Genomic DNA, 23,276 nt, shown 5'->3' with positions numbered 1-23,276 from the left:
AAATTGGCCGCTATAAAGGGGCAGCGTGACGAGTGAGGACCAAGGTAGCCGCGTGAAGATCCTGTTCATCCACCAGAACTTTCCTGGCCAGTTCAAGCATCTGGCACCGGCATTGGTCGCCAAGGGGCATGCGTGCACGGCGCTGACCCTGCGCGTCAAGGAGGCGACCGTCTGGAACGGCGTGCGGTTGCTGCCCTATGCGGTCAAGCGGCCATCCGGGCAGGGCGTGCATCCCTGGCTGGCCGATACCGAGACCAAGGTGATCCGGGGGGAAGCCTGCTATCACGCCGCCCGCGCCTTGCGGGACAAGGGCTATCACCCGGATATCATCGTGGCGCATCATGGCTGGGGCGAGCCGATGTTCCTGCGCGATGTCTGGCCCGCCGCGCGGATCGGGCTGTATTGCGAGTTGTATCATCTGTCCGACCGGGATCATCTGGGTTTCGACCCGGAGTTCATGCCGCAGGTGTCCGAGGCAGAGCATCTGCGTATCCGCATGAAGAACCTGAACAACCTGATTCATCTGCCGTTATGTGACATGGGGCTGAGTCCGACGCGGTTTCAGGCGGATACCTTTCCGGCGGCATTCCGCGACAGGATCAGCGTGATCCATGACGGGATCGACACGGATCATGTGCGCCCCGATCCGGGCGCGCGGGTCACCCTGCCCGATGGGCAGGTTCTGACGCGGGACGATGAGGTGGTGACCTTCGTCAATCGCAACCTTGAGCCCTATCGCGGCTATCACGTCTTCATGCGCGCCTTGCCGCGTCTGCTGGCGGCGCGACCGCAGGCGCAGGTGGTGATCGTGGGGGGAGATGACGTGTCATACGGGGGAAAACCGCCAAAGGGGCAGACCTGGAAGCAGATCTTCGTCGATGAGGTGCGCGGGCAGATCCCGGACAGGGATTGGGCGCGGGTGCATTTTCTGGGCCGTGTGCCCTACAGTGACTTTGTGCCCCTGCTGCAAGTGGCGCGCGTGCATGTCTATCTGACCTATCCCTTTGTCCTGAGTTGGTCCCTGTTCGAGGCGATGAGTGCGGGAGCCGCCATCGTCGCCAGCGATACCGCGCCTGTGCGCGAGGCGATCACCCATGGTGACACGGGGCTGCTGGTCGATTTCTTCGATGGTGCCGCGCTGGTCGAACAGGTCTGTCGGCTGATGGATGATCCCGCATTGCGGGCGCGTCTGGGGCAGGCCGCGCGCGCCCATGTGACGGCGCACTATGACCTGCGCCGCATCTGCCTGCCGCAACAACTGGACTGGATCGAGAGGCTGGCTGCCGCCACCCCCGGCACGGTCAGCGATTAGCGCTTGCCGTCGGCGATGCGCAACTGGCGGGCGCGGGACAGGATCGCATCCTCGACCGCGCGCTGGGTGCCTGCGGAGACGGGACCCGAGCGGGTTTGCAGCGCCACGACCAAAGACCGCGCCTCAAGCGCCGGGTCCTTGATATGGACCGTGCCGCGATAGGCCTGCCCGCCACCCGGCGGATTGCCGAAACCGAAGACGATGACCCCGGTGAAAGGATCGACCGATTCGATGGGCATGAAGTTCAGCACGTCCAGCGAGGCGTTCCACAGGTAGCGGTTCACCTCGACCGAGACATCGGGCGCGTTGCGATTGAAGATGTCGAAGATCGACTGCCCGGTATTGAAGGCATTGGCGTCGCGCCCGGCATCGAAGATGCGCGGCTGTCCTTCGACCTGCCCCTCATCCTCGGCCTGATTGGCGCAGGCCGCCAGAGAGAAAACCAGCATGCCACATGCGATGAACCTGAATGCCTGCTGTTTCATCTTCGCCCAGCCCCGTTAGGAAATCCGTTGCCACCGTCCTAGCCAAGCCTGCCCTGCGGGGCAAGCGCTTTGCTTGAAAAGAGGCTTTGGTCATGGGGTGCGGATCGGCGGAATGGTGCGGGCCGACCCAAAAGCATGTGTGGCATGTCTGCACCATATCTGGCGGGTTTGCATCGGCAGGGGCAGGGACGCTTGCATCACTCACCTAAAAAGAGCGAAACGATTGAGCATACCCAAGGCGGACTCGCTGTCTTGGGCGATCTCTGAAAAACCGAGGGCAACGAAATGAAAAATCTTCTTATCGCAACCACCGCGCTGGTCGCCACCGCCGGTGTTGCCGCAGCCGACGTCAAACTGTCGGGCTATGCACGCTTTGGTGCAGTCTACAACGATGGCGCCGCAGCTGGCGTTGACGAAGTGAACACTGCAAGCCGTCTGCGTCTGCAGTTCGACGCCACCACCGAAACCGATGGCGGCCTGACTCTGGGTGCACGTCTGCGCGCTCAGGCAGAAGAAAACGCCGGTCAGGGTAACTTCAACACCGCACGCTTCTTCGCATCGGCCGGTGGCCTGACCATCGCGATGGGCAACATCCTGGGTGTGATCGAAGCTGCACCCGGTCTGTACCTGCCGACCAAATCGGCTGGCATGGGTCTGGAAGGCAACGGCTTCCGTTCGCTGGCAGCCAACACCATCTCCAACACTCCGGCAGGCGCAACGAGCGGTAACTTCGGCTGGACTGCTTACCAGTCGGCTGGCGCGACAAGCGCACAGGACGGCGTCGAAGTGCTGTACAGCATGAACGGCATCGGCCTGCATGCACACAGCACCGACGTGTCCTATGGTCTGGGCGCAAACTACAAGTTCGCTGACTACACTGTTGCAGTCGCTTACGAAGAGTGGACCGATGGCGCACGTGACGGCGACAGCGTTCTGTTCGCCTCGCTGGGTGGCAAGTTCGGCGCGTTCGACGCCGGTCTGTCGTTCGCTGAGACCGACTACGCAGGTGTGACTGCTGAGAAGATCTCGCTGCGCGGTGGCTACACTGTGAACGACGCTCTGTACGTCTACGGCTTCGTTGCTGACGAGAACAACTCGATCGACGAAACCTTCGGTCTGGGCGCATCCTACGCTCTGGGCGGCGGCGCTTCGGTTGAAGGCGGCTGGACCCAGAACGAAGCTGGCGACAACATCGTCTCGGCTGGTATCTTCTTCTCGTTCTGATCCAGAACAAGCAGTTGAACACGGAAGGGCAGGTCCTCGGACCTGCCCTTTTCTTTTGTGCGGCGATGGTGTTTTCATGCGCGCGACCGCATCAGCCAGGGGAATGTCATGTCGCTGTCCGAGATCAAGGCCCGTGTCGCCAAAGCCTGTGCGAGTGCCGGGCGCAGCGTGGATGATGTGACGCTGATCGCCGTGTCCAAGGTGCAGCCGAACGAACGTGTCGCTGCCGTGCTGGACGAAGGGCACCGGGTGTTCGGTGAAAACCGCGTGCAAGAGGCGGCTGGGAAGTGGCCGGAATTCCGCACGCGTTATGACGGTATCGAGTTGCATCTGATTGGCCCGTTGCAGACCAACAAGGCGCGCCAGGCGATGGAGCTGTTTCAGGTGATTCATTCGGTGGACCGCCCCAAGGTGGCCCAGACCATCGCGCGACTGGCGCAGGAGATGGGGCATTGCCCGGATATCTTCCTGCAGATCAATACCGGCGAAGAGCCTCAGAAGGCGGGTGTCATGCCGGCTGAGGCGGATGCTTTCGTGGCCGAGGCGCGGGCGCTGGACCTGCCCTTGCGCGGGTTGATGTGCATCCCGCCGGTCGAGGAGGAGCCGTCCTTGCATTTCGCGCTGCTGGCCAAGATTGCAGAGCGCAACGGTTTGATGGGGCTGTCGATGGGGATGAGCGGCGATTTCGAATCCGCCATCGCGTTGGGCGCCACACATATCCGTGTGGGATCGGCCATTTTCGGAGAGCGCGCTTACGAGTGAAGCGTTGTTTTATGGATATTTAAAGCAAGAAGAAACCGGGGCGTTACAAGATGATGAGGCGGCAACCGTGGCGCAGGCGCTGGGCGATCCAGAGCAGGTGGTCGCGGCGCAGGGCCACGCAGCCTTCGGTCGGGTAGCCAGCGCGGCGGCGCTGGTGGATGAAGATGGCCGAGCCGTGGCCGCGTTCCGCACGGGGCCAGTTCCAGTCTGTGATCAGGATCAGATCGTAAAGCGGATCGGCGCGGCGGAGTTTCTCGTGGCTGTGGGGATAGGGCGCGCGAACCATGAGGTTATAGTCCTCGTGTCGCGGGTCGTCGGACCACAGGTCGCCGGGGAGGATCGGCAGCGCCCAGTCGGCGGGCTGTGCCATGCGGTCGGGGCGATAGAGCATGCCCACGATGCCGTGCACCCCACGCGGGGTGGCGCCGTCGCCTTCTCGTTTCACAGCGGTAAGGCCGCCGCGTCCGATGGAGCAGGGGAAGGTCTGCCCGCCGAAGCGCAGGCCCATTGGCGTCAGCACCATGTCGCGCGCGGTGGCGGTGGTCACAGCATATGCCCCGATTTCGCGGATTTCGTTGCAAGATAGGCGCGGTTATGGGCGTTCTCGCCGACTTTCAGCGGCACGCGTTCTGTGACGGTGATGCCCTGCTTTTCCATCATGGCGATCTTGCGCGGGTTGTTGGTCAGTAGGCGAATCGCGCTGAAACCCATGGATTTCAGGATTTCGGCGCCCAGGCGAAAATCGCGCTCGTCATCTTCGAATCCCAGGCGGTGGTTCGCCTCGACCGTGTCAAAGCCCTGATCCTGCAGCGAATAGGCGCGCATCTTGTTGGCCAGACCGATGCCGCGGCCTTCCTGGTTGAGATAGAGGAGAACGCCTGCGCCTTCTTCGCCCATCTGTTCCAGCGCGCCGTGCAACTGCGGCCCGCAATCGCATTTCAGGCTGCCCAGCACGTCACCCGTGAAGCAGGCCGAGTGGAGCCGCGCCAGAACGGGCGTGTCGCGGTCGGGTTGACCGATCTCGAAGGCGTAATGCTCTTCCCCCCCGTCTTCGGGGCGGAAGATGTGCAGCCGGCCCTTTTCGGCAGCGGCGACAGGCAGGCGTGCGCTGACCACCGGATGCGGCTCCGGGGCTGCGGCCAGGAGGGGGCGGGCGCGGGGCGCATCGATCCGGGTCAGGCCGTGGGCAGTTGCGAACCCCGCAGGATCGGTCAGCGGCAGCACCAGCGCTGCTGGCAGCAGCCGTGCCGTCTTGGTCAGGATCACAGCCAGGCGGTGCAGGTCCGCGGATCCGTCGCGCTGCGTGATGAGGGGGCCTTTCATCGGCTTCTTCAAGTCATCCGCCGGGTCCGCTACACCCAGAACCCAGGCCAGGCTGGCATCAGCGGGCAGGATCACGCGGGCGATGTCACCATCATAGGCGCGCGCCTTCAGGGTTTCCGCCCGTCGTGCGGTCAAGGCCAGAACCGGCGCCCCACCCAAGGCGTGCAGATCGGCCAGCCGTTGTGCATCCAGCGTTTCAGCCGCCAGAACCAACGCCCCTCCGCTTCCGTCTTGCAGCACCACCGGTACGCCCATGCGCAGATCAGCGCGGGCGCGGGCCAGTATTTCTGTAACATCCGGGCTGAAACTCATGCGGGGCCTGTTGCGTTGCGTGTGCCTGAAACGGGGTTTTACGCATTTACCTGAAACATTTGCACACTGCTTTACACGACAGCGTGAGAGATTGGCACCCCGACTTGTCGCCTGCGCCATGCGGGCGCATCTTTACCACAACCACAGGAGGGAAACCCATGGCACAGTTGAAGAAAATACTTCTGGTCGATGATGACGAGGATCTGCGCGAGGCGCTGAGCGAGCAGCTTGTCATGACCGAGGATTTCGATGTCTTCGAAGCCGGGAATGGTTCCGAGGCCATGAAACGCGCCAAGGAAGCGCTTTACGACCTGGTGATCCTTGACGTGGGACTTCCCGATACGGACGGGCGCGAGCTGTGCCGGCTGTTGCGCAAACAGGGGGTCAAATGCCCGATCCTGATGCTGACGGGCCATGACAGCGACGCGGATACGATCCTGGGCCTGGATGCGGGCGCCAATGACTACATCACCAAGCCGTTCAAGTTTCCGGTTCTTCTGGCGCGGATCCGCGCACAGCTGCGTCAGCACGAGCAAAGCGAGGATGCCGTCTTCACTCTTGGGCCATATACGTTCAAGCCTGCGATGAAGATGTTGATCACCGAGGACGACAAGAAGATCCGTCTGACCGAGAAAGAGACGAATATCCTCAAGTATCTGTACCGTGCCACCGAAGGTGTGGTGCCGCGCGATGTGCTGCTGCATGAGGTCTGGGGCTATAATGCCGGGGTCACGACGCACACTCTGGAGACGCACATCTACAGGTTGCGCCAGAAGATCGAGCCCGATCCGTCGAACGCCCGTTTGCTTGTCACCGAGTCGGGCGGATATCGCCTTGTTGCATAAGGGATGCACTTACGCAGCGTAAGGAAAACCCTACTGTCTTGATGCAGATCAAAGTGGTATTCTGAAAACAGAATTAAGGTCAAGATTACGAGATCCCGTCGCATATGCGGGTCATCATATGCACCTCCCTGTTGGACTGCCCCGGCTTAGCGCCGGGGTTTTTTTTTGGCCTTGAGGATGGATTGCCTGCCGTTCTGGCCTGAAATGCCAAAAGGCTTTCAGCCTGTTGATCAGCGGAAAGATTGCAATATTGTGTTAAAAATCGCAACGATACGTTCCCGATCAGTGGCCAATTCGGTAAATCTGCAAACAAACCGATGGGGTGATTTACCCCCTGCCGCCCCTTTTGATCCGCAGTCCTCGTGCGATGGTGGGGCGGGCTTGCCCTTGGCCGGGCGTCCGACGTCGCGCGCATTGTGACCGCCGCGCCGGACAGTGCGCTGTCGACCGATTCCCGAAACACCGCGTTGTGAAGAAAGCCGTGAAGCCAAAGGTTGCCCGTTCTTCAGACGCGATCTGGGCAAGAATCGGCGCAAAAAAGAGCAATTGCCTTTTTTAGGGCATTTCTTTTGCAGGCGCAGAGAAAAATGCCGCAGTTGCAAAAGAGAGAATTGCGCCAATCCGGGTGTCCGTCCTCATATCCGGGTGGCGGCTGTCATGCGGACAGTCCGCAGACGCCGCGCAGAGGGCCGATCTTGGCAGATACTCCCCCTGCGCGACAGCAACATGACTGTTGCGGGCGGATCTGATGACCCGGTGCATGCAAGGGTTTGCATGGCACTGGCCCGGACCCTCCCCGCAGATATATGACTGGGGACATAATTCAATGACACATGTGACGAAATTCACCAGCCTTGCTGTGGCGGCCCTACTGGCCGGTGCCGGGGCTGCTTCCGCGCAGGACTGCCCGATCAAGGTCGGCGTGCTGCATTCTCTTTCCGGCAGCATGGCCATTTCCGAGACCACGTTGAAAGACGTCATGCTGATGCTGGTCGAACAGCAAAACGCCAAGGGCGGATTGCTGGGCTGCCAGCTTGAGGCGGTGGTGGTCGATCCGGCTTCGGACTGGCCGCTTTTTGCAGAGAAGGCGCGCGAGTTGCTGACCATCAACGAGGTCGATGTGATCTTCGGCAACTGGACCAGCGTCAGCCGGAAATCCGTGCTGCCGGTGATCGAGGAGTTGAACGGGCTACTGTTCTATCCGGTGCAGTACGAGGGCGAGGAATCGTCGCGGAACGTGTTCTACACCGGTGCCGCGCCGAACCAGCAGGCTATCCCTGCGACGGACTATTTCCTTGAGGAGTTGGGCGTCGAGAAATTCGCGCTGCTGGGGACCGACTATGTCTATCCGCGCACCACGAACAATATTCTGGAAAGCTATCTGATTTCCAAGGGGATCGCGAAAGAGGATATCTTTGTCAACTACACTCCCTTTGGTCATTCCGACTGGGCGACGATCGTGGCCGATGTCGTGGCGCTGGGTGCGGATGGCAAACAGGTGGGCGTGATCTCGACCATCAATGGTGACGCCAATATCGGCTTTTACAAGGAACTGGCTGCGGCTGGCGTGTCGGCCGAAGATATCCCCGTCGTCGCCTTCTCGGTCGGTGAAGAGGAATTGTCGGGTCTGGATACCTCCGAACTGGTCGGGCATCTGGCAGCGTGGAACTATTTCATGTCGGCGGATACCCCCGCCAACAATGAATTCATCACTGCGTGGAAGGCTTTTGCCGGTGAGAACCGCGTGACCAACGACCCGATGGAAGCGCATTACATCGGCTTCAACATGTGGGTGAATGCGGCGACCGCTGCCGGCACCACCGATGTGGATGCCGTGCGGACGGCAATGTATGGGCAGGAGTTCCCGAACCTGACCGGCGGCACCGCCGTGATGCTGCCGAACCATCATCTGGCCAAGCCCGTGCTGATCGGCGAGATCCGCGCCGATGGGCAATTCGACATCATCAGCCAGACGCCGGAAGTCGATGGCGATGCCTGGACCGATTACCTGCCGGATTCGGCGGTTCTGACCAGCGACTGGAAGGATCTGGGCTGCGGGATGTACAACACCGTGACCAAGACCTGCGTTCAGCTCACCTCGAACTATTGATCCAGAACCGAGGGGCGCGGGTGGCCGCGCTCCTCTCTGCCTGTCCAGCGGTCAAGGAATTCCCATGATCTTCCGTCTGATCTGTTGCGCCCTGACGCTGTGTCTGGCGCTGTCTGCCGCGCGCGCGCAGGATGGTGGCGCGCCGCTTCAGGCCCTGTTGCAGGCCAATGCCGACGCCGTCTCGAACCCGTCGCGCAGCACCGTGGACGGGCTGCTTGCCGCGCTGCTGGAAGCTGATCTGCCCTCGGTGCCTCTGTTCTTGGAACGGTGGCGTGATCGCGCTGTCTATCTGCGGGCCAGTGACGGGCTATTCTATTTTGCCACGCAGGCCGAGGGTGGATTTGCCCTGACGGATGTGGACACCGGCGCCGATCTGGGCCGGGCCGATGGCACCGATCTGACCGAGTTGCGCCCCAATGCGGGGGTGCGCCGGGCCATCGGGTCGGCGCTGGTGGCCTTTCAGTTGCTGGATGATGACCCTGTCAAACGGCTGGCGGCTTTGGATGCCATTGCGCGCAGCCCGGCAGAGGATCAGTTGGAACCCTTGCGCCTGTCCATCGACGAAGAGCCTGATCCTGCGCTACAGGCGCGCAAGATCCGGCTGGAGCGGCTTTTGTCGGCCCGGTTCGCTGCGACAGCGGACGAGCGGATCGCGGCGATCGAGAGCTTGAAGGGCGATCTGGGCGTCGATGCGCGGGCGGTGCTGAACCTGATCCTCACGACCTCGCCTGCGGTTTTCACCACGTTGCCGACGGATCGCAACATCGCCGCCGTGCTGGAGCCGGGGTCGAAGGCCCTATCCGAGGCAGAAGCCTATGCGCGGCTGGTCGAGGCGGATCTCTCCCCGCCCTTGACGGGCGTCGCCACGATCCGGGACGCGCTGATTGCCGCCATCGCGGACGGGCAGGTCGCTGGTATCCCCGTGTCCACGCTGACCACGGATGCGGCACGAGAGGCGGCCTATGAAGCCTTGGCCGCGACCGGGGCGGTGCCTCCCTTGGTGACGCTGGAGGATCAGGCCGCCGCCCTGACCGCGCATCAGTTCGTTCTGATCTACGCCGAGTCGGACCCCGCCATCACTGCTGCTGCCGAGGAGACGCTGGAAGCGATCCTGTTCAATGTCGGGCTGAACCAGACCGCCGATCTGACGCTGGACGCCTTGTCGCTCGCCTCGATCTATTTTCTGGCCGCCATCGGTCTGGCTATCACTTTCGGCGTAATGGGCGTGATCAACATGGCGCATGGCGAGTTCATCATGATGGGGGCCTATACCGGCTATGTCGTGCAACTGTTCATCCCCGATTATACTCTGTCGCTGATCGTGGCGTTGCCCTTGGCCTTTGCCGTAACCTTTGGCGCGGGCGTGGCGATGGAGCGTCTGGTGATCCGCTGGCTCTATCATCGCCCGTTGGAGACATTGCTGGCGACCTTCGGAATTTCGATTGCCTTGCAGCAGTTGGCCAAGAACATCTTCGGCACACAGGCGCGGCCCCTGACCTCGCCCGACTGGTTGAGCGGGACGCTGACCTTCAACGAGGTGGTGTCGATCAGCATGATCCGCGTGGCGATCTTCGTGCTGGCGCTCCTGTTTCTGGGGCTACTGATCTATATCCTCAAACGAACCCGTCTGGGTCTGGAGGTGCGCGCGGTGACGCAGAACCCCGGCATGGCGGCGTCCATGGGGATCAACCCGGACCGGATCAACATGCTGACCTTCGGTCTGGGATCAGGCATTGCGGGGATCGCAGGTGTCGCCATCGGGCTTTATGCCAAGGTCACGTCCGAGATGGGCACGGAATACATCGTGCAAAGCTTCATGACAGTGGTCGTGGGCGGTGTCGGCAATGTCTGGGGCACGCTGGCGGGCGCCACGCTGATCGGCTTTCTGCAAAAGGGGATCGAGTTCTTCAACCCAAGCAACACTCTGGCGGCGCAGACTTATATGATCCTGTTCATCATCCTGTTCATCCAATTCCGGCCCAAGGGGATCATCGCCCTCAAAGGCCGTGCGGCGGGGGATTGATCTTATGAACCGCTCTTTCATTGCCCGCAACCCGTCGGTTCTGTGGTTCCTGCTGGCGCTGTCGGTGTTTACGATTGTGGTGACCGTGTTGTCCGAGGTGACGGGGGTTGGCCTCATTTCAACCTCCTTCGTCAAGACACTGGGCAAGACGCTGTGCCTGTGTCTGATCGCCATCGCGATGGATGTCGTCTGGGGCTATTGCGGCATCCTCAGCCTTGGGCATTTCGCGTTTTTCGGGCTGGGCGGTTATGCCATCGGCATGTGGCTGATGTATGCGCGGACCGAATTGATCGTTGTGGAATCGCTGGCCAATGCGCCATTGCCGCCCACCGATAAAGAGGTGGTGGATGCTATCGCGACGCAGATTTTCGGGGTCGTGGGCTCGTCCGAATTCCCGTTGCTCTGGGCGTTTTCACATTCACTGGCGCTGCAACTCCTGATGGTGGTGCTGGTGCCCGGCCTCTTGGCGCTGGTGTTCGGCTGGCTGGCGTTCCGCAGCAGGGTGACGGGAGTATACCTGTCGATCCTGACACAGGCGATGACGCTGGCGCTGTCGCTTTATCTGTTTCAGAACGACAGCGGCCTGCGTGGAAATAACGGGCTGTCTGGGTTGCAGAACCTGCCCGGGCTGGATGCGGTGCCGCAATCGGTGATTTCCATCGCGTTCTTCTGGGCCTCGGCCGTGGCACTGGGGCTGGGTTATGTCCTGTTCGCTTGGGTTGTGTCGGGGAAGATGGGCAGCGTGATCCGTGCCATTCGCGACAATGAATCCCGCGTGCGGTTCCTTGGCTATCACGTGGAAAGCTACAAGCTGTTCGTCTTCACGCTGACGGCCATTGTCGCGGGCATTGCCGGGGCGCTCTATTATCCGCAGGCGGGGATCATCAACCCGGCCGAGATTGCGCCCATCGCCTCGATCTATCTGGCGGTCTGGGTGGCGATTGGCGGGCGCGGGCGTTTGTATGGCGCTGTGATCGGGGCGGCCTTCGTGTCGCTGCTGTCCTCGTGGTTCACGGGGGGATCGGCGCCTGCGATCAACCTTGGTTTCTATAAGATCAACTGGACAGACTGGTGGCTGGTGCTGCTGGGTGTGTCGTTCGTGGCGGTCACGCTGTTCTTTCCCAAGGGGATTGGCGGGTTGTTCGACCTGATCGTGCTGAAACCCGTGGCGGATCGTCAGGGAGACTACGGCCCCGACAAGGGTGCGTGGCGCAAGGAGGAGGGCGAGCCATGAGCACGCTTCTGGAAGTGTCCGGCGTCAGCGTCACCTTCGACGGGTTCCGCGCCATCAACAACCTGTCGATCAGCATCGCGCAGGCCGAATTGCGCGCGGTGATCGGGCCGAATGGTGCGGGCAAGACCACCTTCATGGACATCATCACCGGCAAGACAAAGCCTGATCAGGGCAGGGTGATCTGGGGGCCGCGCAGCCTGTCCTTGCTGGATATGTCGGAAAGCGAGATCGCGCGGCAAGGGATCGGGCGGAAGTTCCAGAAACCCACCGTATTCGAGGCGCAGACAGTGCGCGAGAACCTTGCCATGGCGCTGAAGAACCCGCGCGGGCCGTTTGATGTGCTCTTCTATCGCAAAAGCCGGGCGACGGCCGCGCGCATTGACGAGATCGCCGAGGAGATCGGATTGACCGACGACCTGCCGCGCCGCGCCGGAGAGTTGAGCCACGGGCAGAAGCAATGGCTGGAGATCGGGATGCTGCTGGCGCAGGACCCGCAACTGCTGCTGGTGGATGAACCCGCCGCTGGTATGACACCTGCCGAGCGCGAGCATACGACCGCGCTTCTGGTGCGGGCGGCGCAGACACGCGCAGTGGTGGTGGTGGAGCATGACATGGAATTCGTGCGGCGGCTTAACTGCAAGGTGACGGTGCTGCACGAAGGGTCTGTGCTGGCCGAGGGCAGTCTGGACCATGTGACGAAAAACCAAGACGTCATCGACGTCTATCTGGGGCGATAACATGCTGGAGATTGCCGATCTGACCCTGAAATACGGGCAAAGCCAGATCCTGAACGGGATTTCCATGACTGCCAAGCCGGGGCAGGTGACAGCGGTGATGGGCACCAATGGCGTGGGCAAGACCAGTCTTCTGAAGGCCATCGCGGGGCGACATCCCTATTCCGGGGGCACAATCACGCTGGATGGCAAGGTGCTGGATCATCCAAGCGCGTTTCAGGCGGCCCGCGCGGGCATCGCCTATGTCCCGCAAGGACGCGAGGTGTTTCCGCTGCTGAGCGTGACCGAGAACTTGACGACGGGCTTCGCCTGCCTGCCTAAGGCCGACAAGGTGATCCCGCCCCGGATCTACGATCTGTTCCCCGTGCTGGCCGAGATGAAGGACCGCCGTGGCGGGGACCTGTCAGGCGGGCAGCAACAGCAGCTTGCCATCGCGCGGGCGCTGATCACCAAGCCGCGCGTGCTGCTGCTGGACGAGCCGACGGAAGGGATTCAGCCCAATATCATCAAGCAGATCGGCCGCGTGATCGAAACCCTGCGGGCAGAGGGTGAAATCGCCATTGTGCTTGTCGAGCAGTATTTCGACTTTGCCTACAACCTTGCCGATGAGTTCGTCGCGCTGAATCGCGGCTCTGTGGTCTTGCGCGATCCCAAGGCCGAGGTTGATCCGGCCACGCTCTTGTCGCGGGTGTCGATCTGAGGCCGATTCAGGGCCATGACCCCCTCCCGTTCGGGGAACCCATGTGCTACCCCTCTGGCCGAACCATCGGAACGGAGCTTGCGCATGTCCTTTACCCTTGCCACGTGGAACATCAACTCAGTCCGGCTGCGCGAGGGGTTGGTGTGCAAGTTGCTAACCGAGGAATCGCCGGATGTCTTGTGTCTGCAGGAGTGCAAGAGCCCCGTGGACAAGATCCCGCTCGAAGGCTTTCAGGCGCTGGGCTATCATCACATCGTGGCGCGGGGGCAGAAGGGCTATAACGGGGTAGCGATCCTGTCCAAGCTGCCGCTGGAGGATATGGGCGAGATGGATTTTGCCAGCCTCGGCCACGCACGGCATGTGGCGGCGCGGTTGCCCAACGGCGTGGTGATTCACAACTGCTATGTGCCTGCGGGCGGCGACGTGCCGGACCGGATGGTGAACGAGAAGTTCGGTCAGAAGCTGGATTACCTGACCGAGATGCGGGACTGGTTCCACGGCGACCGGCCCGAACGCGCCATCCTTGTGGGCGATCTGAACATCGCCCCGCGCGAGGATGATGTCTGGAGCCACAAGCAGTTGTTGAAGATCGTCAGCCACACGCCCATCGAGGTGGATCATCTGGCGCAGGTGCAGGAGTCGGGCCACTGGGTCGATGTGACCCGCGCCGATATTCCCGAGGGGCTTTTGTATAGCTGGTGGTCTTATCGCGCCGCGGATTGGGACGCCGCCGACAAGGGCCGCCGTCTGGATCATGTCTGGGCGACCAAGGACATCGCGCAGGCTGGCCATTCCAGCCGCATCTTGCGCGCAGCACGCGGATGGGAGCAGCCCAGCGATCACGCGCCGGTCTTTGCCACCTTTGACCTTTGATTTCACGAATATGTCACCCCATATAGTGGGATGACAGGCGGACCGATGAGTCCGCGCGACGCTTACTTGCAGACAAGGATGTGAAGACGATGCTGGAACTGGGACAAAAGCAGCCCGCCGCGACCAAGGCTGTGATCATGGATGTGTCCGAGGCCGAGTTCATGGCCGAGGTGGTTGACGCCTCGATGACCGTGCCGGTCGTCGTCGATTTCTGGGCACCGTGGTGCGGGCCATGCAAAACACTAGGCCCGCAGCTTGAGGCGGCCGTTGAAGGTGCCAAGGGTGCCGTGAAGATGGTCAAGGTCAATGTGGACCAGAACCAACGCATTGCGGGGCAATTGCGGGTGCAATCCATTCCGACGGTCTATGCCTTCTGGCAGGGCCAGCCGGTAGATGCGTTTCAAGGCGCGGTGCCCGCGTCCGAGGTGCAGGCTTTCGTCAAGCGTCTGACCGAACTGGCGGGCGACGGCGGTCTGGCCGAGGCGATCGAGGCCGCCGAGACGATGCTGACCGAGGGGGCGGTGGATGATGCCGCGCAGACTTTTGCCGCCATTCTGGAAGAAGATCCCGTCAATGTCGCGGCCTATGCCGGGCTGGTGCGGTGCCATATCGCCAAGGGTGATCTGGACGAGGCCGAGGCGGTGCTGAACGGTGCCCCTGCCGAGATCGCCACATCCGTGCCGCTGGAAGCGGCCCATGCGCAGCTTGAACTGGCGCGGCAGGCGGCAGGGGCCGGTCCCGTGACCGAACTGATGGCCGCGGTCGAGGCGGACCCTGCGAATCTTCAGGCGCGTTTTGATCTGGCTTTGGCCCTGCAGGCCAATAACCGGATGGACGAGGCTGTGGATGCCCTGCTTGAACTGTTCCGCCGTGACCGTGAGTGGAACGAGGGTGCCGCCAAGCAACAACTCTTCACGATCTTCGAGGCATTGAAGCCGAACGATCCCGTCGTTCTGAACGGGCGGCGCAAACTATCTTCGATGATATTTGCCTGATGGGCATTCCGGTCTAGGTCACGAGTCATGGGCAAAAAATTTGACATGCCGGAAGTGATCGCGGTGTTCCCGCTGCCCGGGGCATTGCTGCTGCCCCGGTCGCGGCTGCCCCTTCATATTTTCGAGCCGCGCTATCTGGCCATGCTGGAAGACGCGCTGAAAACCCCCGAGCGTTTGATCGGGATGGTGCAACCGAACAAGGTGCCGGGACGTGACGGGCACGGCCTGCATCAGATCGGCTGTGCCGGTCGCGTGACGCAGTTTTCCGAGACCGAGGACGGGCGCTATCTGATCACCTTGTCGGGCATGTCGCGCTTTCGCGTGCTGCGCGAGGTGAACGGGTTCACGCCCTATCGCCGCTGTGAAGTGTCTTGGACGGGGTTTGAACGTGATTTAGGCCGGGACGAGACCGATACCGGGTTTGATCGTGAGTCGTTCATGAACCTGTTGTCGCGCTATTTCACCGCGCGCGAGTTGCAAACCGATTGGGAAGGATTGCAGGAGGCGGATGACGAGTTGCTGATCAATTCGCTGTCGATGCTGCTGGATTTCGATCCCGAGGACAAGCAGGCCCTGCTGGAGGCGCCCTGCCTGTCGACACGGCGCGAGACGCTGGTGACCTTGATCGAATATTCCCTGCGTGGCGGGGATGGCGAGGAGATCATGCAATGACGGACGGCCCGCTGTTTGACCGTCGCATGCTGGAGGCGCTGGTCTGCCCACGCACCGGCGCGCGGCTGGATTATGATGCCGAGGCGCAGGAATTGATCAGCAAGCCCGCGCGTCTGGCCTATCCGATCCGCAACGGTATCCCCGTGATGCTGTTGGATGAGGCCCGCGCACTGGATTGACGCGGTCTTCGACCCGTACATGAAGAAACCGCCGCCCGGCATCCCGGACGGCGGTTTTTCATTGCGTTGCCAGTGGTTTATTCAGCCGCCCAGCCTGCGACGGATTTGACCTCAAGGAAATCCTCGATCCCCCAGACGCCACCTTCGCGCCCGTTGCCGGACTGCTTCATGCCGCCGAAGGGCGCGCCTGCACCGCGGGACTGGCCATTGATCTCGACCATGCCCGAGCGCAGTTGCAGCGCCACGCGGTTGGACTTTGTGCCATCCTGCGTCTGGATGTAGTTGGTCAGGCCATAAACCGTGTCATTGGCGATGCGGATCGCTTCTTCCTCGGTCTCGAAGGGAATGATCGACAGCACGGGGCCAAAGATTTCCTCGCGCGCGATGGTCATCTCGTTGGTGACATCGGCAAAGACCGTCGGCTTGACGAAGAACCCGCGGTTGAAGCCTTCGGGGCGGCCTGTGCCGCCGGCGACCAGTCGCGCGCCTTCGTCGATCCCTTTCTGGATCAGGCCCTGGATCTTGTTGAACTGCGCTTCGTTCACGACCGGGCCGATGTGGCGACCGGAGTCGTGCGCGTTACCCACGGTGACGGAATTGGCCACCTCGGCAGCGGTTTCGACGGCTTTCTCATAGACGCCCTTCTGCACCAGCATCCGGCTGGGTGCATTGCAGGACTGGCCCGAGTTGTTCATCATGTGCAGCACGCCGCGCTTGACGGCCTTGTCATCGGCATCGGCGAAGATGATGTTCGCACCCTTGCCGCCCAGTTCTAGATGCACACGCTTGAGCGTATCCGCCGCCGCCTTGGAAATGGCGATACCGGCGCGGGTGGAGCCTGTGAAGCTGACCATATCCACGTCCTTGTGGCTGGACAGCTGGCTACCCACACCCACACCATCGCCGTTCACAAGGTTGAACACGCCCTTGGGAAACCCTGCCTCGTGCATGATCTCGGCAAAGACGATGGCGTTCAGGGGGCTTTCTTCCGAGGGTTTCAGCACCATGGTGCAGCCCGCGATGGCGGCGGCCACAACCTTGAGGGTGACCTGATTCATCGGCCAGTTCCACGGCGTGATCAGGGCGCAGACACCAATCGGTTCATAGACGATGCGGTCATTCGGCGCGTGATCGCCCAGCGGACGGATGAATTTGAAATTCTTGGCCGCCTTGATGAAGTTGGTGGTGTGCCATGTGCCAGCCCCCACCTGCGAGGCGCGGGACATGTCGATGGGCGCACCCATTTCGGCGGTCATGGCCTGGGCCAGATCTTCGGTCCGGGATTTGTAGACCTCGAGCATCTTTTCGACCAGCGCGATGCGATCCTCGACCGGCGTGTTCATCCATGCAGGGAAGGCGGCTTTGGCTGCGGCGACGGCGGCATCGGTATCGGCCTTGCCACCCAGCGAGATGACGGCGCAAGCCTCTTCGGTCGAGGGGTCGATCACATGGTGGTCGCGCCCTTCGATCGGGTCTACCCATGCGCCATTGATATAGAACTGACGTTTCTCGATCATCCTTGATCCTCCAATTGCGTGCGCGGGACGGTGCCGCATGCCGGCGCGGTCCTGTCCCAGTCATGTCGTCCCGCGCAATCTGTCAGTGCTTGGTCGGGGCTGCAAGGGCCACTGACGGGATGTCAGATAATTTGATCAAATTATTCACAAGAAGATGATCGGCTCGTTGTTGCCTATTCTCGCAGGAAAGAGATTCGCGGATTCGCTCGCCGTCATGTAGGCGTAGCCATGATCCAAACTCACAGCTTGCAACAAAAGGGAACCGACCATGGGCCTGCGCATCAACGAGATTGTACCGAACTTCACCGCCGAAACGGATCAGGGCACGATCACCTTTCACGAATGGATCGGTGATAGCTGGGCCATTCTGTTCAGCCATCCCAAGGATTTCACCCCTGTCTGCACCACCGAATTCGGTGCTGTGGCGCAACTGGCCGATGAATGGGCCAAGCGCGGCACCAAGGTGATCGGACTGTCCGTGGACGGCGTGGCCGAACATGTGAAATGGAAAGCCGATATCGAGGGCTTTTCGGGGGCGAAGGCGGGTTTCCCGATCATCGCAGACAAGGATCTGGCCGTGTCCAAGGCCTTCGATATGCTGCCGGCTGATGCCTATCTGCCCGATGGGCGGACGGCGGCGGATTCGGCCAGCGTGCGCTCGGTGTTTATCATCAGCCCCGACAAGAAGGTCCAACTGATCATGACCTATCCCATGTCGGTGGGTCGCAACTTTGCCGAGGTGCTGCGTGCCTTGGATGCGTTGCAGGCCAGCTTTGGCGTGCCGATCGCCCTGCCTGCGAACTGGGTGCCCGGTCAGGACGTGATCGTGGCGCTGAGCCTGACCGACGAGCAAGCCCGCGCCCGCTTTGGCGAGATCGACGTGAAGCTGCCCTATCTGCGCACCACCAGCTTGAAGTAACAGTGACATCATCACGCCCTCATGACCCTGCGGACAGTTTCCGCGGGGTTTTTTCATGGATATGTCATCGCAGTCATGGACAACCAGCACTGGCCGGATTACGCGGCGCGCCGGGGGATGCGCGGGCGACGTCGGACTGATAGACTCGGCCTTGGCACATCACGGGATCACGACATGCCGGAGAATACAGACGCCATGGGCAAGACCAAGTCCGGCAAGGTGAAGCTGCCGCCGATGCTGATCGGCTGGCGCGAGAGGATCGCGCTTCCCGAACTGGGCATCGACCTGATGCAGGCCAAGATCGACACTGGCGCGCGCACTTCGGCGCTTCATGCCACCAAGGCGGTGCGATTTCAGCGGGACGGGGCCGAGTGGGTGCGTTTCCACATCCCCCATGCCAGCGGCCTGACCGCGCGCGATTGCGAAGCGCCGCTGGTGGATCGCCGCGAGATCAAGAACACCTCGGGCCAAGGCGAGGATCGTCTGGTGATCGAGACTTTGTTGATCCTTGGCGGGCGGCGCTGGCGGATCGAGGTATCGCTGGCGGACCGGTCCGCCATGGCCATGCCGATCATTCTTGGCCGCACGGCCATCCGCAAGCGCGGTCTGCTGGTGGATGCCGGAAAATCCAATCTGGCGGGGATGCCCCTGCCAAAAGGCGGCACCGGTCAGCCCTGAAGGCTGCCGTTCACGCCGCCACGTTGACATTCGTTTTCCGTAAAGGACCTTTCCATGAAGATCGCCATGATGACGCGCAATCCGGCCCTCTACTCGCACCAGCGCCTGAAAGAGGCGGCCGAGGCGCGCGGGCATGAGCTTGATTTCGTCAATACCTTGCGGTGCAGCATGAACATCGCCTCGCGCCGCCCCGAGATCTATTATGACGGGCAGAAACTGCCCCGCTATGATGCCGTGATCCCGCGGATCGGGGCCTCGGTCACGTTTTACGGTCTGGCTGTTCTCAGGCAGTTCGAGATGCAGGGGGTTTATCCCCTGAACGAAAGCGTGGCCATCGGCCGCAGCCGTGACAAGCTGCGTTCGATGCAATTGCTGGCGCGGGACGGGATCGGCTTGCCGGTCACGACCTTTGCCCATGATCCCAAGCAGACCGAAGAGGTTGTGAAGCTGGCCGGTGGCGCGCCTTTGGTCATCAAACTGCTGGAAGGCACGCAGGGCATCGGCGTGGTTCTGGCGGATACGGACCGCTCGGCCAAATCGGTGATCGAGGCGTTTCGCGGCGCAGGCGTCAACATTCTCGTGCAGGAGTTCATCAAGGAAGCGGGCGGCACCGATATCCGCGCCATCGTCGTGGGCGGCAAGGTGGTGGCCGCGATGCAGCGGACGGGAGCCGAAGGCGAGTTCCGGTCGAACCTGCACCGGGGCGGGTCAGCGAAACCGATCAAGATTTCACCAGAGGAGCGGTCCACGGCCATCCGCGCTGCCAAATCCATGGGGCTGAACGTCTGCGGTGTGGATATGCTGCGGTCGAATCACGGGCCTGTGGTGATGGAGGTGAATTCCAGCCCCGGTCTGGAAGGCGTGGAAAAGGCCACGGGCAAGGATATCGCGGGCATGATCATCGCGTTCATCGAGAAGAACGCCAAGGACGGGCAGACCAAGACCAAGGGCAAAGGGTGACAGGGTTATCGGCATGACGGGCGGCGTGATGTTCGAACTGGGCGGGGTGCAGGTGCCAGCGGGCACACGCCGGACCATTGACCTGCCGGTGTCATCGTTGTCGGATCACACGCCGGTGTCGATGGCGGTGCATGTGGTCAACGGGCGCAGGCCGGGGCCGGTGATGTTCGTGTCCGCCGCGATCCATGGCGACGAGGTGATCGGGGTCGAAATCGTGCGGCGCCTGCTGCGCGCGCCCAATCTGGACCGAATGGCGGGCACGCTGCTGGCGGTGCCCATTGTCAACACCTTTGGGTTCCTGAACCATTCCCGCTATTTGCCTGACCGTCGTGACCTGAACCGTTGTTTCCCCGGATCGGCAGAAGGGTCGCTCGGCGCGCGGCTGGCCCATATCTTCCTGAGCCAGATCGTGAAGCGGTCGGATTTCGGGATCGACCTGCATTCGGCGGCCGTGCAGCGGTCGAACCTGCCGCAGATCCGCCTGACGCCGGGCAACACGCGGCTGGAACATCTGGCGCAGGCTTTTGGCGCACCTGTCATGCTCCATTCCAAATTGCGCGACGGATCGTTGCGGATGGCGGCCGAGACTGCGGGCGTGGATGTGCTTCTGTATGAGGCGGGCGAGGGGCTGCGCTTTGACGAGCTGGCCGCTCGGTCTGGGCTGTCCGGTATCCTGCGGGTGATGCAGGTTCTGGGCATGATCGGCCCCAAGGGTGTGCCGCGCCTGCGGGCGCGGCCCGTGACCTGCACGCGGTCTTCATGGTATCGGGCTCCAGCAGGCGGGTTGCTGCGGGCCTATCGCGGCATCGGCGATCTGGTGGAACCGGGCATGATGCTGGGTGCAGTGTCCGACCCGTTCGGCGTGGCCGAGGTCGAGATTACGGCCCAATCCAATGGAATCATCGTGGGGCGCAGCAACATGCCCGTGGTGAACGAAGGCGACGCGCTGTTCCATGTGGCCGAAACCCCCAAGGTCTGGCACGCGGAAGCGGCGATGGAAGGTGTCGCCGCACAGATGGACGCGGCCCCCCTGTTCGATGAGGACGAGATCATCTGATTGCGGCCAAACGCGATGAAAAAAGGCCCCGATGTTGCCATCGGGGCCTTATCCGTTTGAAGGGAAGCGCCTTATTCGCTGGCGGCTTCGGCCTCTTCCTTGGTCATTTCTTCGCCGGTCTGCTGGTTGATCGACTTCATCGCCAGACGGACCTTGCCGCGATCATCGAAGCCCAGCAGCTTGACCCAGACTTCCTGACCTTCCTTGAGCACATCCGACGGATGGTTCAGGCGGCGGTTTTCGATCTGGGACACATGGACCAGACCGTCACGCTTGCCGAAGAAGTTCACGAAGGCGCCGAAATCGACCAGTTTGACCACGGTGCCCTTGTAGATCTTGCCCTCTTCCGGCTCGGCCACGATGGACCAGATCATGTCATAGGCTTTCTTGATCGAATCGCCGTTGGGTGAAGCGATCTTGATGATGCCGTCGTCGTTGATGTCGACCTTGGCACCCGACACTTCCACGATCTCGCGAATGACCTTGCCGCCGGAACCGATCACTTCACGGATCTTGTCGGTCGGGATCTGCATGGTCTCAATCCGCGGCGCGTGGATCGAGAAGTCTGCCGCACCGGACAGGGCCTTGTTCATCTCGCCCAGGATATGGATACGGCCGTCCTTGGCTTGGGCCAGGGCTTTCTCCATGATTTCCGGCGTGATGCCTGCGACCTTGATGTCCATCTGCAGGCTGGTGATCCCGTTTTCGGTGCCAGCCACCTTGAAGTCCATGTCGCCCAGGTGGTCTTCGTCACCCAGAATGTCGGTCAGGATCGCGTAGGAGCCGTCATCCTCAAGGATCAGGCCCATGGCGACACCGGCAACCGGCGCTTTCAGCGGAACGCCCGCATCCATCATCGACAAAGAGCCGCCGCAGACAGAAGCCATCGAGGAGGAGCCGTTCGATTCCGTGATCTCGGACACGATGCGGATCGTGTAAGGGAAATCGGTGGAAGCGGGCAACACAGCTTGCAGCGCGCGCCATGCCAGCTTGCCGTGGCCGATTTCACGACGGCCCGGACCTGCCACACGGCCAACCTCGCCCACCGAATAGGGGGGGAAGTTGTAGTGCAGCATGAAGTTGGATTTGAAGTTGCCATGCAGCGCGTCGATGAACTGCTCGTCATCGCCGGTGCCCAGCGTGGTCACGACCAGACCTTGGGTCTCGCCACGGGTGAACAGGGCCGAACCATGCGTCCGCGGCAGCAAGCCGGTTTCGCAGACGATCGGGCGCACGGTGGTTGTGTCACGCCCGTCGATCCGCTTGCCGGTTTTCACGACATCGCCACGCAGAACGCTGGCTTCCAGCTTTTTCAGCGCGGTGCCAAGGTTGGCATCGGCCAGCTGCTCTTCGGTCAGGGTCGCTTTGATCGCGGCCTTGGCTTCAGCCACGGCGGTGGTGCGGGCCTGCTTGTCGGTGATCGCATAAGCGGCGCGGATCTTCTCTTCGCCTGCGGCTTTCACGGCGGCATAGATGTCGCTGTAATCGGCGGGCTGGAAGTCGAAGGGTTCTTTCGCAGCGGTTTCGGCCAGATCAATGATCAGGTCGATCACCGGCTGGATCTGCTGATGCGCGAAGACGACGGCGCCCAGCATTTCGGCCTCGGTCAGCTCATAGGCTTCGGATTCCACCATCATCACGGCGTCTTTGGTGCCGGCGACAACCAGATCCAGACGCTGCTCGGGGTTGGTGCGCAGGTTCTGCATGTCGTCAACCGAGGGGTTGAGGACATAGTCACCGTTCACGAAACCGACGCGGCATCCGGCGATCGGGCCCATGAAGGGCGCGCCCGAGATCGTCAGGGCGGCAGAGGCGGCGATCATCGCCACAACATCGGGGTCGTTCACAAGGTCATGCGACAGCACGGTGCACATGACCAGAACTTCGTTCTTGAAGCCTTCCACGAACAGCGGGCGGATCGGACGGTCGATCAGACGCGCGGTCAGCGTCTCTTTCTCGGTCGGGCGCGCCTCGCGCTTGAAGAAACCGCCCGGCACTTTACCGGCGGCGTAATATTTCTCTTGGTAATGCACGGTCAGCGGAAAGAAATCCTGACCGGGTTTGGGTTCCTTGGCGAAGGTCACGTTGGCCATCACCGAGGTTTCGCCCAAAGTGGCGATGACCGAGCCATCTGCCTGGCGGGCAACCTTGCCCGTTTCCAGTGTCAGCGTCTCTTCGCCCCACTGCATCGATTTCGTCGTTACGTTAAACATCTCGTATCCTATCTTGGTCGCCGGGGCCCATCCCCTTTGACCGTTTCATCTGGGGCCGTATTGCCCCTTGGCTTTTCCTTCGTCTCATCCTGCAGTCCCGCAAAGCCCGACGGGACCGCAATCGGATCATGTCAAAACCGCGCCCTTTT

At 61.7% G+C, this 23,276-nt stretch carries 22 protein-coding genes; 17 read left to right on the top strand and 5 right to left on the bottom strand.

Going from position 1 to position 23,276, the window contains the following annotated elements; genetic code table 11:
• The first annotated feature begins 52 nt into the window (after positions 1-52).
• Complete coding sequence (locus PVW27_RS04555; protein WP_274555802.1) at positions 53-1,312, top strand: glycosyltransferase family 4 protein; 1,260 nt, start codon at positions 53-55, stop codon at positions 1,310-1,312.
• On the opposite strand, the gene PVW27_RS04550 is transcribed toward PVW27_RS04555, so the two are convergent.
• On the bottom strand, positions 1,309-1,761 hold the full coding sequence (locus PVW27_RS04550) for a DUF3576 domain-containing protein (RefSeq protein WP_274555522.1): 453 nt from the start codon (positions 1,759-1,761) through the stop codon (positions 1,309-1,311). The two genes, PVW27_RS04555 and PVW27_RS04550, sit on opposite strands and share 4 nt — an antisense overlap.
• A 321-nt stretch (positions 1,762-2,082) precedes the next feature.
• Here PVW27_RS04550 and PVW27_RS04545 point away from each other — a divergent pair, with 321 nt between their 5' ends.
• Together PVW27_RS04545 and PVW27_RS04540 are read left to right on the top strand one after the other, a co-directional pair.
• The gene (locus PVW27_RS04545) at positions 2,083-3,021 is read left to right on the top strand and encodes a porin (RefSeq protein WP_274555520.1); all 939 of its coding nucleotides are present in this window, start codon (positions 2,083-2,085) and stop codon (positions 3,019-3,021) included.
• A gap of 108 nt (positions 3,022-3,129) precedes the next feature.
• Entirely contained in the window at positions 3,130-3,783 is a 654-nt protein-coding gene (locus PVW27_RS04540) for a YggS family pyridoxal phosphate-dependent enzyme (protein WP_274555519.1), read from the top strand.
• Positions 3,784-3,826: 43 nt separating this feature from the next.
• Here the strand turns inward: PVW27_RS04540 and PVW27_RS04535 are convergent, their stop codons facing one another.
• Positions 3,827-4,306 (bottom strand): L,D-transpeptidase family protein, encoded by a 480-nt coding sequence (locus tag PVW27_RS04535; protein WP_274555800.1) that lies wholly within the window; start codon positions 4,304-4,306, stop codon positions 3,827-3,829.
• A gap of 20 nt (positions 4,307-4,326) precedes the next feature.
• Entirely contained in the window at positions 4,327-5,418 is a 1,092-nt protein-coding gene (gene ribA / locus PVW27_RS04530) for a GTP cyclohydrolase II (RefSeq protein WP_274555518.1), read from the bottom strand.
• Between the two features lie 158 nt (positions 5,419-5,576).
• On the opposite strand from ribA, the gene PVW27_RS04525 reads away from it, so the two are divergent.
• The 10 genes from PVW27_RS04525 (at position 5,577) to PVW27_RS04480 (ending at position 15,783) form a co-directional block, all read left to right on the top strand.
• On the top strand, positions 5,577-6,263 hold the full coding sequence (locus PVW27_RS04525) for a response regulator transcription factor (protein ID WP_274555516.1): 687 nt from the start codon (positions 5,577-5,579) through the stop codon (positions 6,261-6,263).
• A gap of 826 nt (positions 6,264-7,089) precedes the next feature.
• Positions 7,090-8,373, top strand: a complete 1,284-nt coding sequence (gene urtA / locus PVW27_RS04520; protein ID WP_274555514.1) for an urea ABC transporter substrate-binding protein — start codon at positions 7,090-7,092, stop codon at positions 8,371-8,373.
• A gap of 64 nt (positions 8,374-8,437) precedes the next feature.
• Entirely contained in the window at positions 8,438-10,396 is a 1,959-nt protein-coding gene (gene urtB, locus PVW27_RS04515) for an urea ABC transporter permease subunit UrtB (protein ID WP_274555512.1), read from the top strand.
• Between the two features lie 4 nt (positions 10,397-10,400).
• Positions 10,401-11,630 carry an urea ABC transporter permease subunit UrtC gene (gene urtC, locus PVW27_RS04510; protein ID WP_274555509.1) on the top strand — a complete coding sequence of 410 codons (1,230 nt, stop codon included), beginning with the start codon at positions 10,401-10,403 and terminating at the stop codon, positions 11,628-11,630.
• On the top strand, positions 11,627-12,367 hold the full coding sequence (urtD, locus tag PVW27_RS04505; protein WP_274555507.1) for an urea ABC transporter ATP-binding protein UrtD: 741 nt from the start codon (positions 11,627-11,629) through the stop codon (positions 12,365-12,367). The genes urtC and urtD overlap by 4 nt, the downstream gene beginning before the upstream one ends.
• 1 nt (position 12,368) lies before the next feature.
• Complete coding sequence (gene urtE, locus PVW27_RS04500; RefSeq protein WP_274555505.1) at positions 12,369-13,064, top strand: urea ABC transporter ATP-binding subunit UrtE; 696 nt, start codon at positions 12,369-12,371, stop codon at positions 13,062-13,064.
• Positions 13,065-13,148: 84 nt separating this feature from the next.
• Positions 13,149-13,937, top strand: coding sequence for an exodeoxyribonuclease III (locus PVW27_RS04495; RefSeq protein WP_274555504.1), 789 nt, complete (start codon positions 13,149-13,151; stop codon positions 13,935-13,937).
• A gap of 89 nt (positions 13,938-14,026) precedes the next feature.
• Positions 14,027-14,932: a thioredoxin family protein gene (locus tag PVW27_RS04490; RefSeq protein ID WP_274555502.1), complete on the top strand. Its 906-nt coding sequence runs from the start codon at positions 14,027-14,029 to the stop codon at positions 14,930-14,932.
• Between the two features lie 27 nt (positions 14,933-14,959).
• Positions 14,960-15,604, top strand: coding sequence for an LON peptidase substrate-binding domain-containing protein (locus tag PVW27_RS04485; RefSeq protein WP_274555500.1), 645 nt, complete (start codon positions 14,960-14,962; stop codon positions 15,602-15,604).
• Positions 15,601-15,783, top strand: coding sequence for a Trm112 family protein (locus PVW27_RS04480; protein ID WP_274555498.1), 183 nt, complete (start codon positions 15,601-15,603; stop codon positions 15,781-15,783). Before PVW27_RS04485 ends, PVW27_RS04480 begins: the two co-directional genes overlap by 4 nt.
• 77 nt (positions 15,784-15,860) lie before the next feature.
• On the opposite strand, the gene PVW27_RS04475 is transcribed toward PVW27_RS04480, so the two are convergent.
• Complete coding sequence (locus PVW27_RS04475; protein ID WP_274555497.1) at positions 15,861-17,300, bottom strand: aldehyde dehydrogenase family protein; 1,440 nt, start codon at positions 17,298-17,300, stop codon at positions 15,861-15,863.
• 268 nt (positions 17,301-17,568) lie between these two features.
• Between PVW27_RS04475 and PVW27_RS04470 the strand changes: the two genes are divergently transcribed.
• The 4 genes from PVW27_RS04470 to PVW27_RS04455 all read left to right on the top strand — a co-directional run bounded on the left by PVW27_RS04470 (position 17,569) and on the right by PVW27_RS04455 (position 20,914).
• A complete protein-coding gene (locus PVW27_RS04470; RefSeq protein ID WP_274555496.1) occupies positions 17,569-18,219 on the top strand; it encodes a peroxiredoxin in 651 nt (216 codons plus the stop codon).
• 174 nt (positions 18,220-18,393) lie between these two features.
• Entirely contained in the window at positions 18,394-18,897 is a 504-nt protein-coding gene (locus PVW27_RS04465) for an ATP-dependent zinc protease family protein (protein WP_274555495.1), read from the top strand.
• Between the two features lie 54 nt (positions 18,898-18,951).
• Entirely contained in the window at positions 18,952-19,857 is a 906-nt protein-coding gene (gene rimK / locus PVW27_RS04460) for a 30S ribosomal protein S6--L-glutamate ligase (RefSeq protein WP_274555494.1), read from the top strand.
• A gap of 13 nt (positions 19,858-19,870) precedes the next feature.
• The gene (locus PVW27_RS04455) at positions 19,871-20,914 is read left to right on the top strand and encodes a succinylglutamate desuccinylase/aspartoacylase family protein (RefSeq protein WP_274555492.1); all 1,044 of its coding nucleotides are present in this window, start codon (positions 19,871-19,873) and stop codon (positions 20,912-20,914) included.
• Between the two features lie 71 nt (positions 20,915-20,985).
• Here PVW27_RS04455 and pnp read toward each other — a convergent pair whose 3' ends face one another.
• Positions 20,986-23,127, bottom strand: coding sequence for a polyribonucleotide nucleotidyltransferase (pnp, locus tag PVW27_RS04450; protein ID WP_274555490.1), 2,142 nt, complete (start codon positions 23,125-23,127; stop codon positions 20,986-20,988).
• Between the last annotated feature and the right edge of the window lie 149 nt (positions 23,128-23,276).

This window comes from Seohaeicola sp. 4SK31, from assembly GCF_028802875.1.
Classification (GTDB): Bacteria; Pseudomonadota; Alphaproteobacteria; order Rhodobacterales; family Rhodobacteraceae; genus Seohaeicola.
This window is presented reverse-complemented; position numbering and strand designations above follow the sequence as displayed.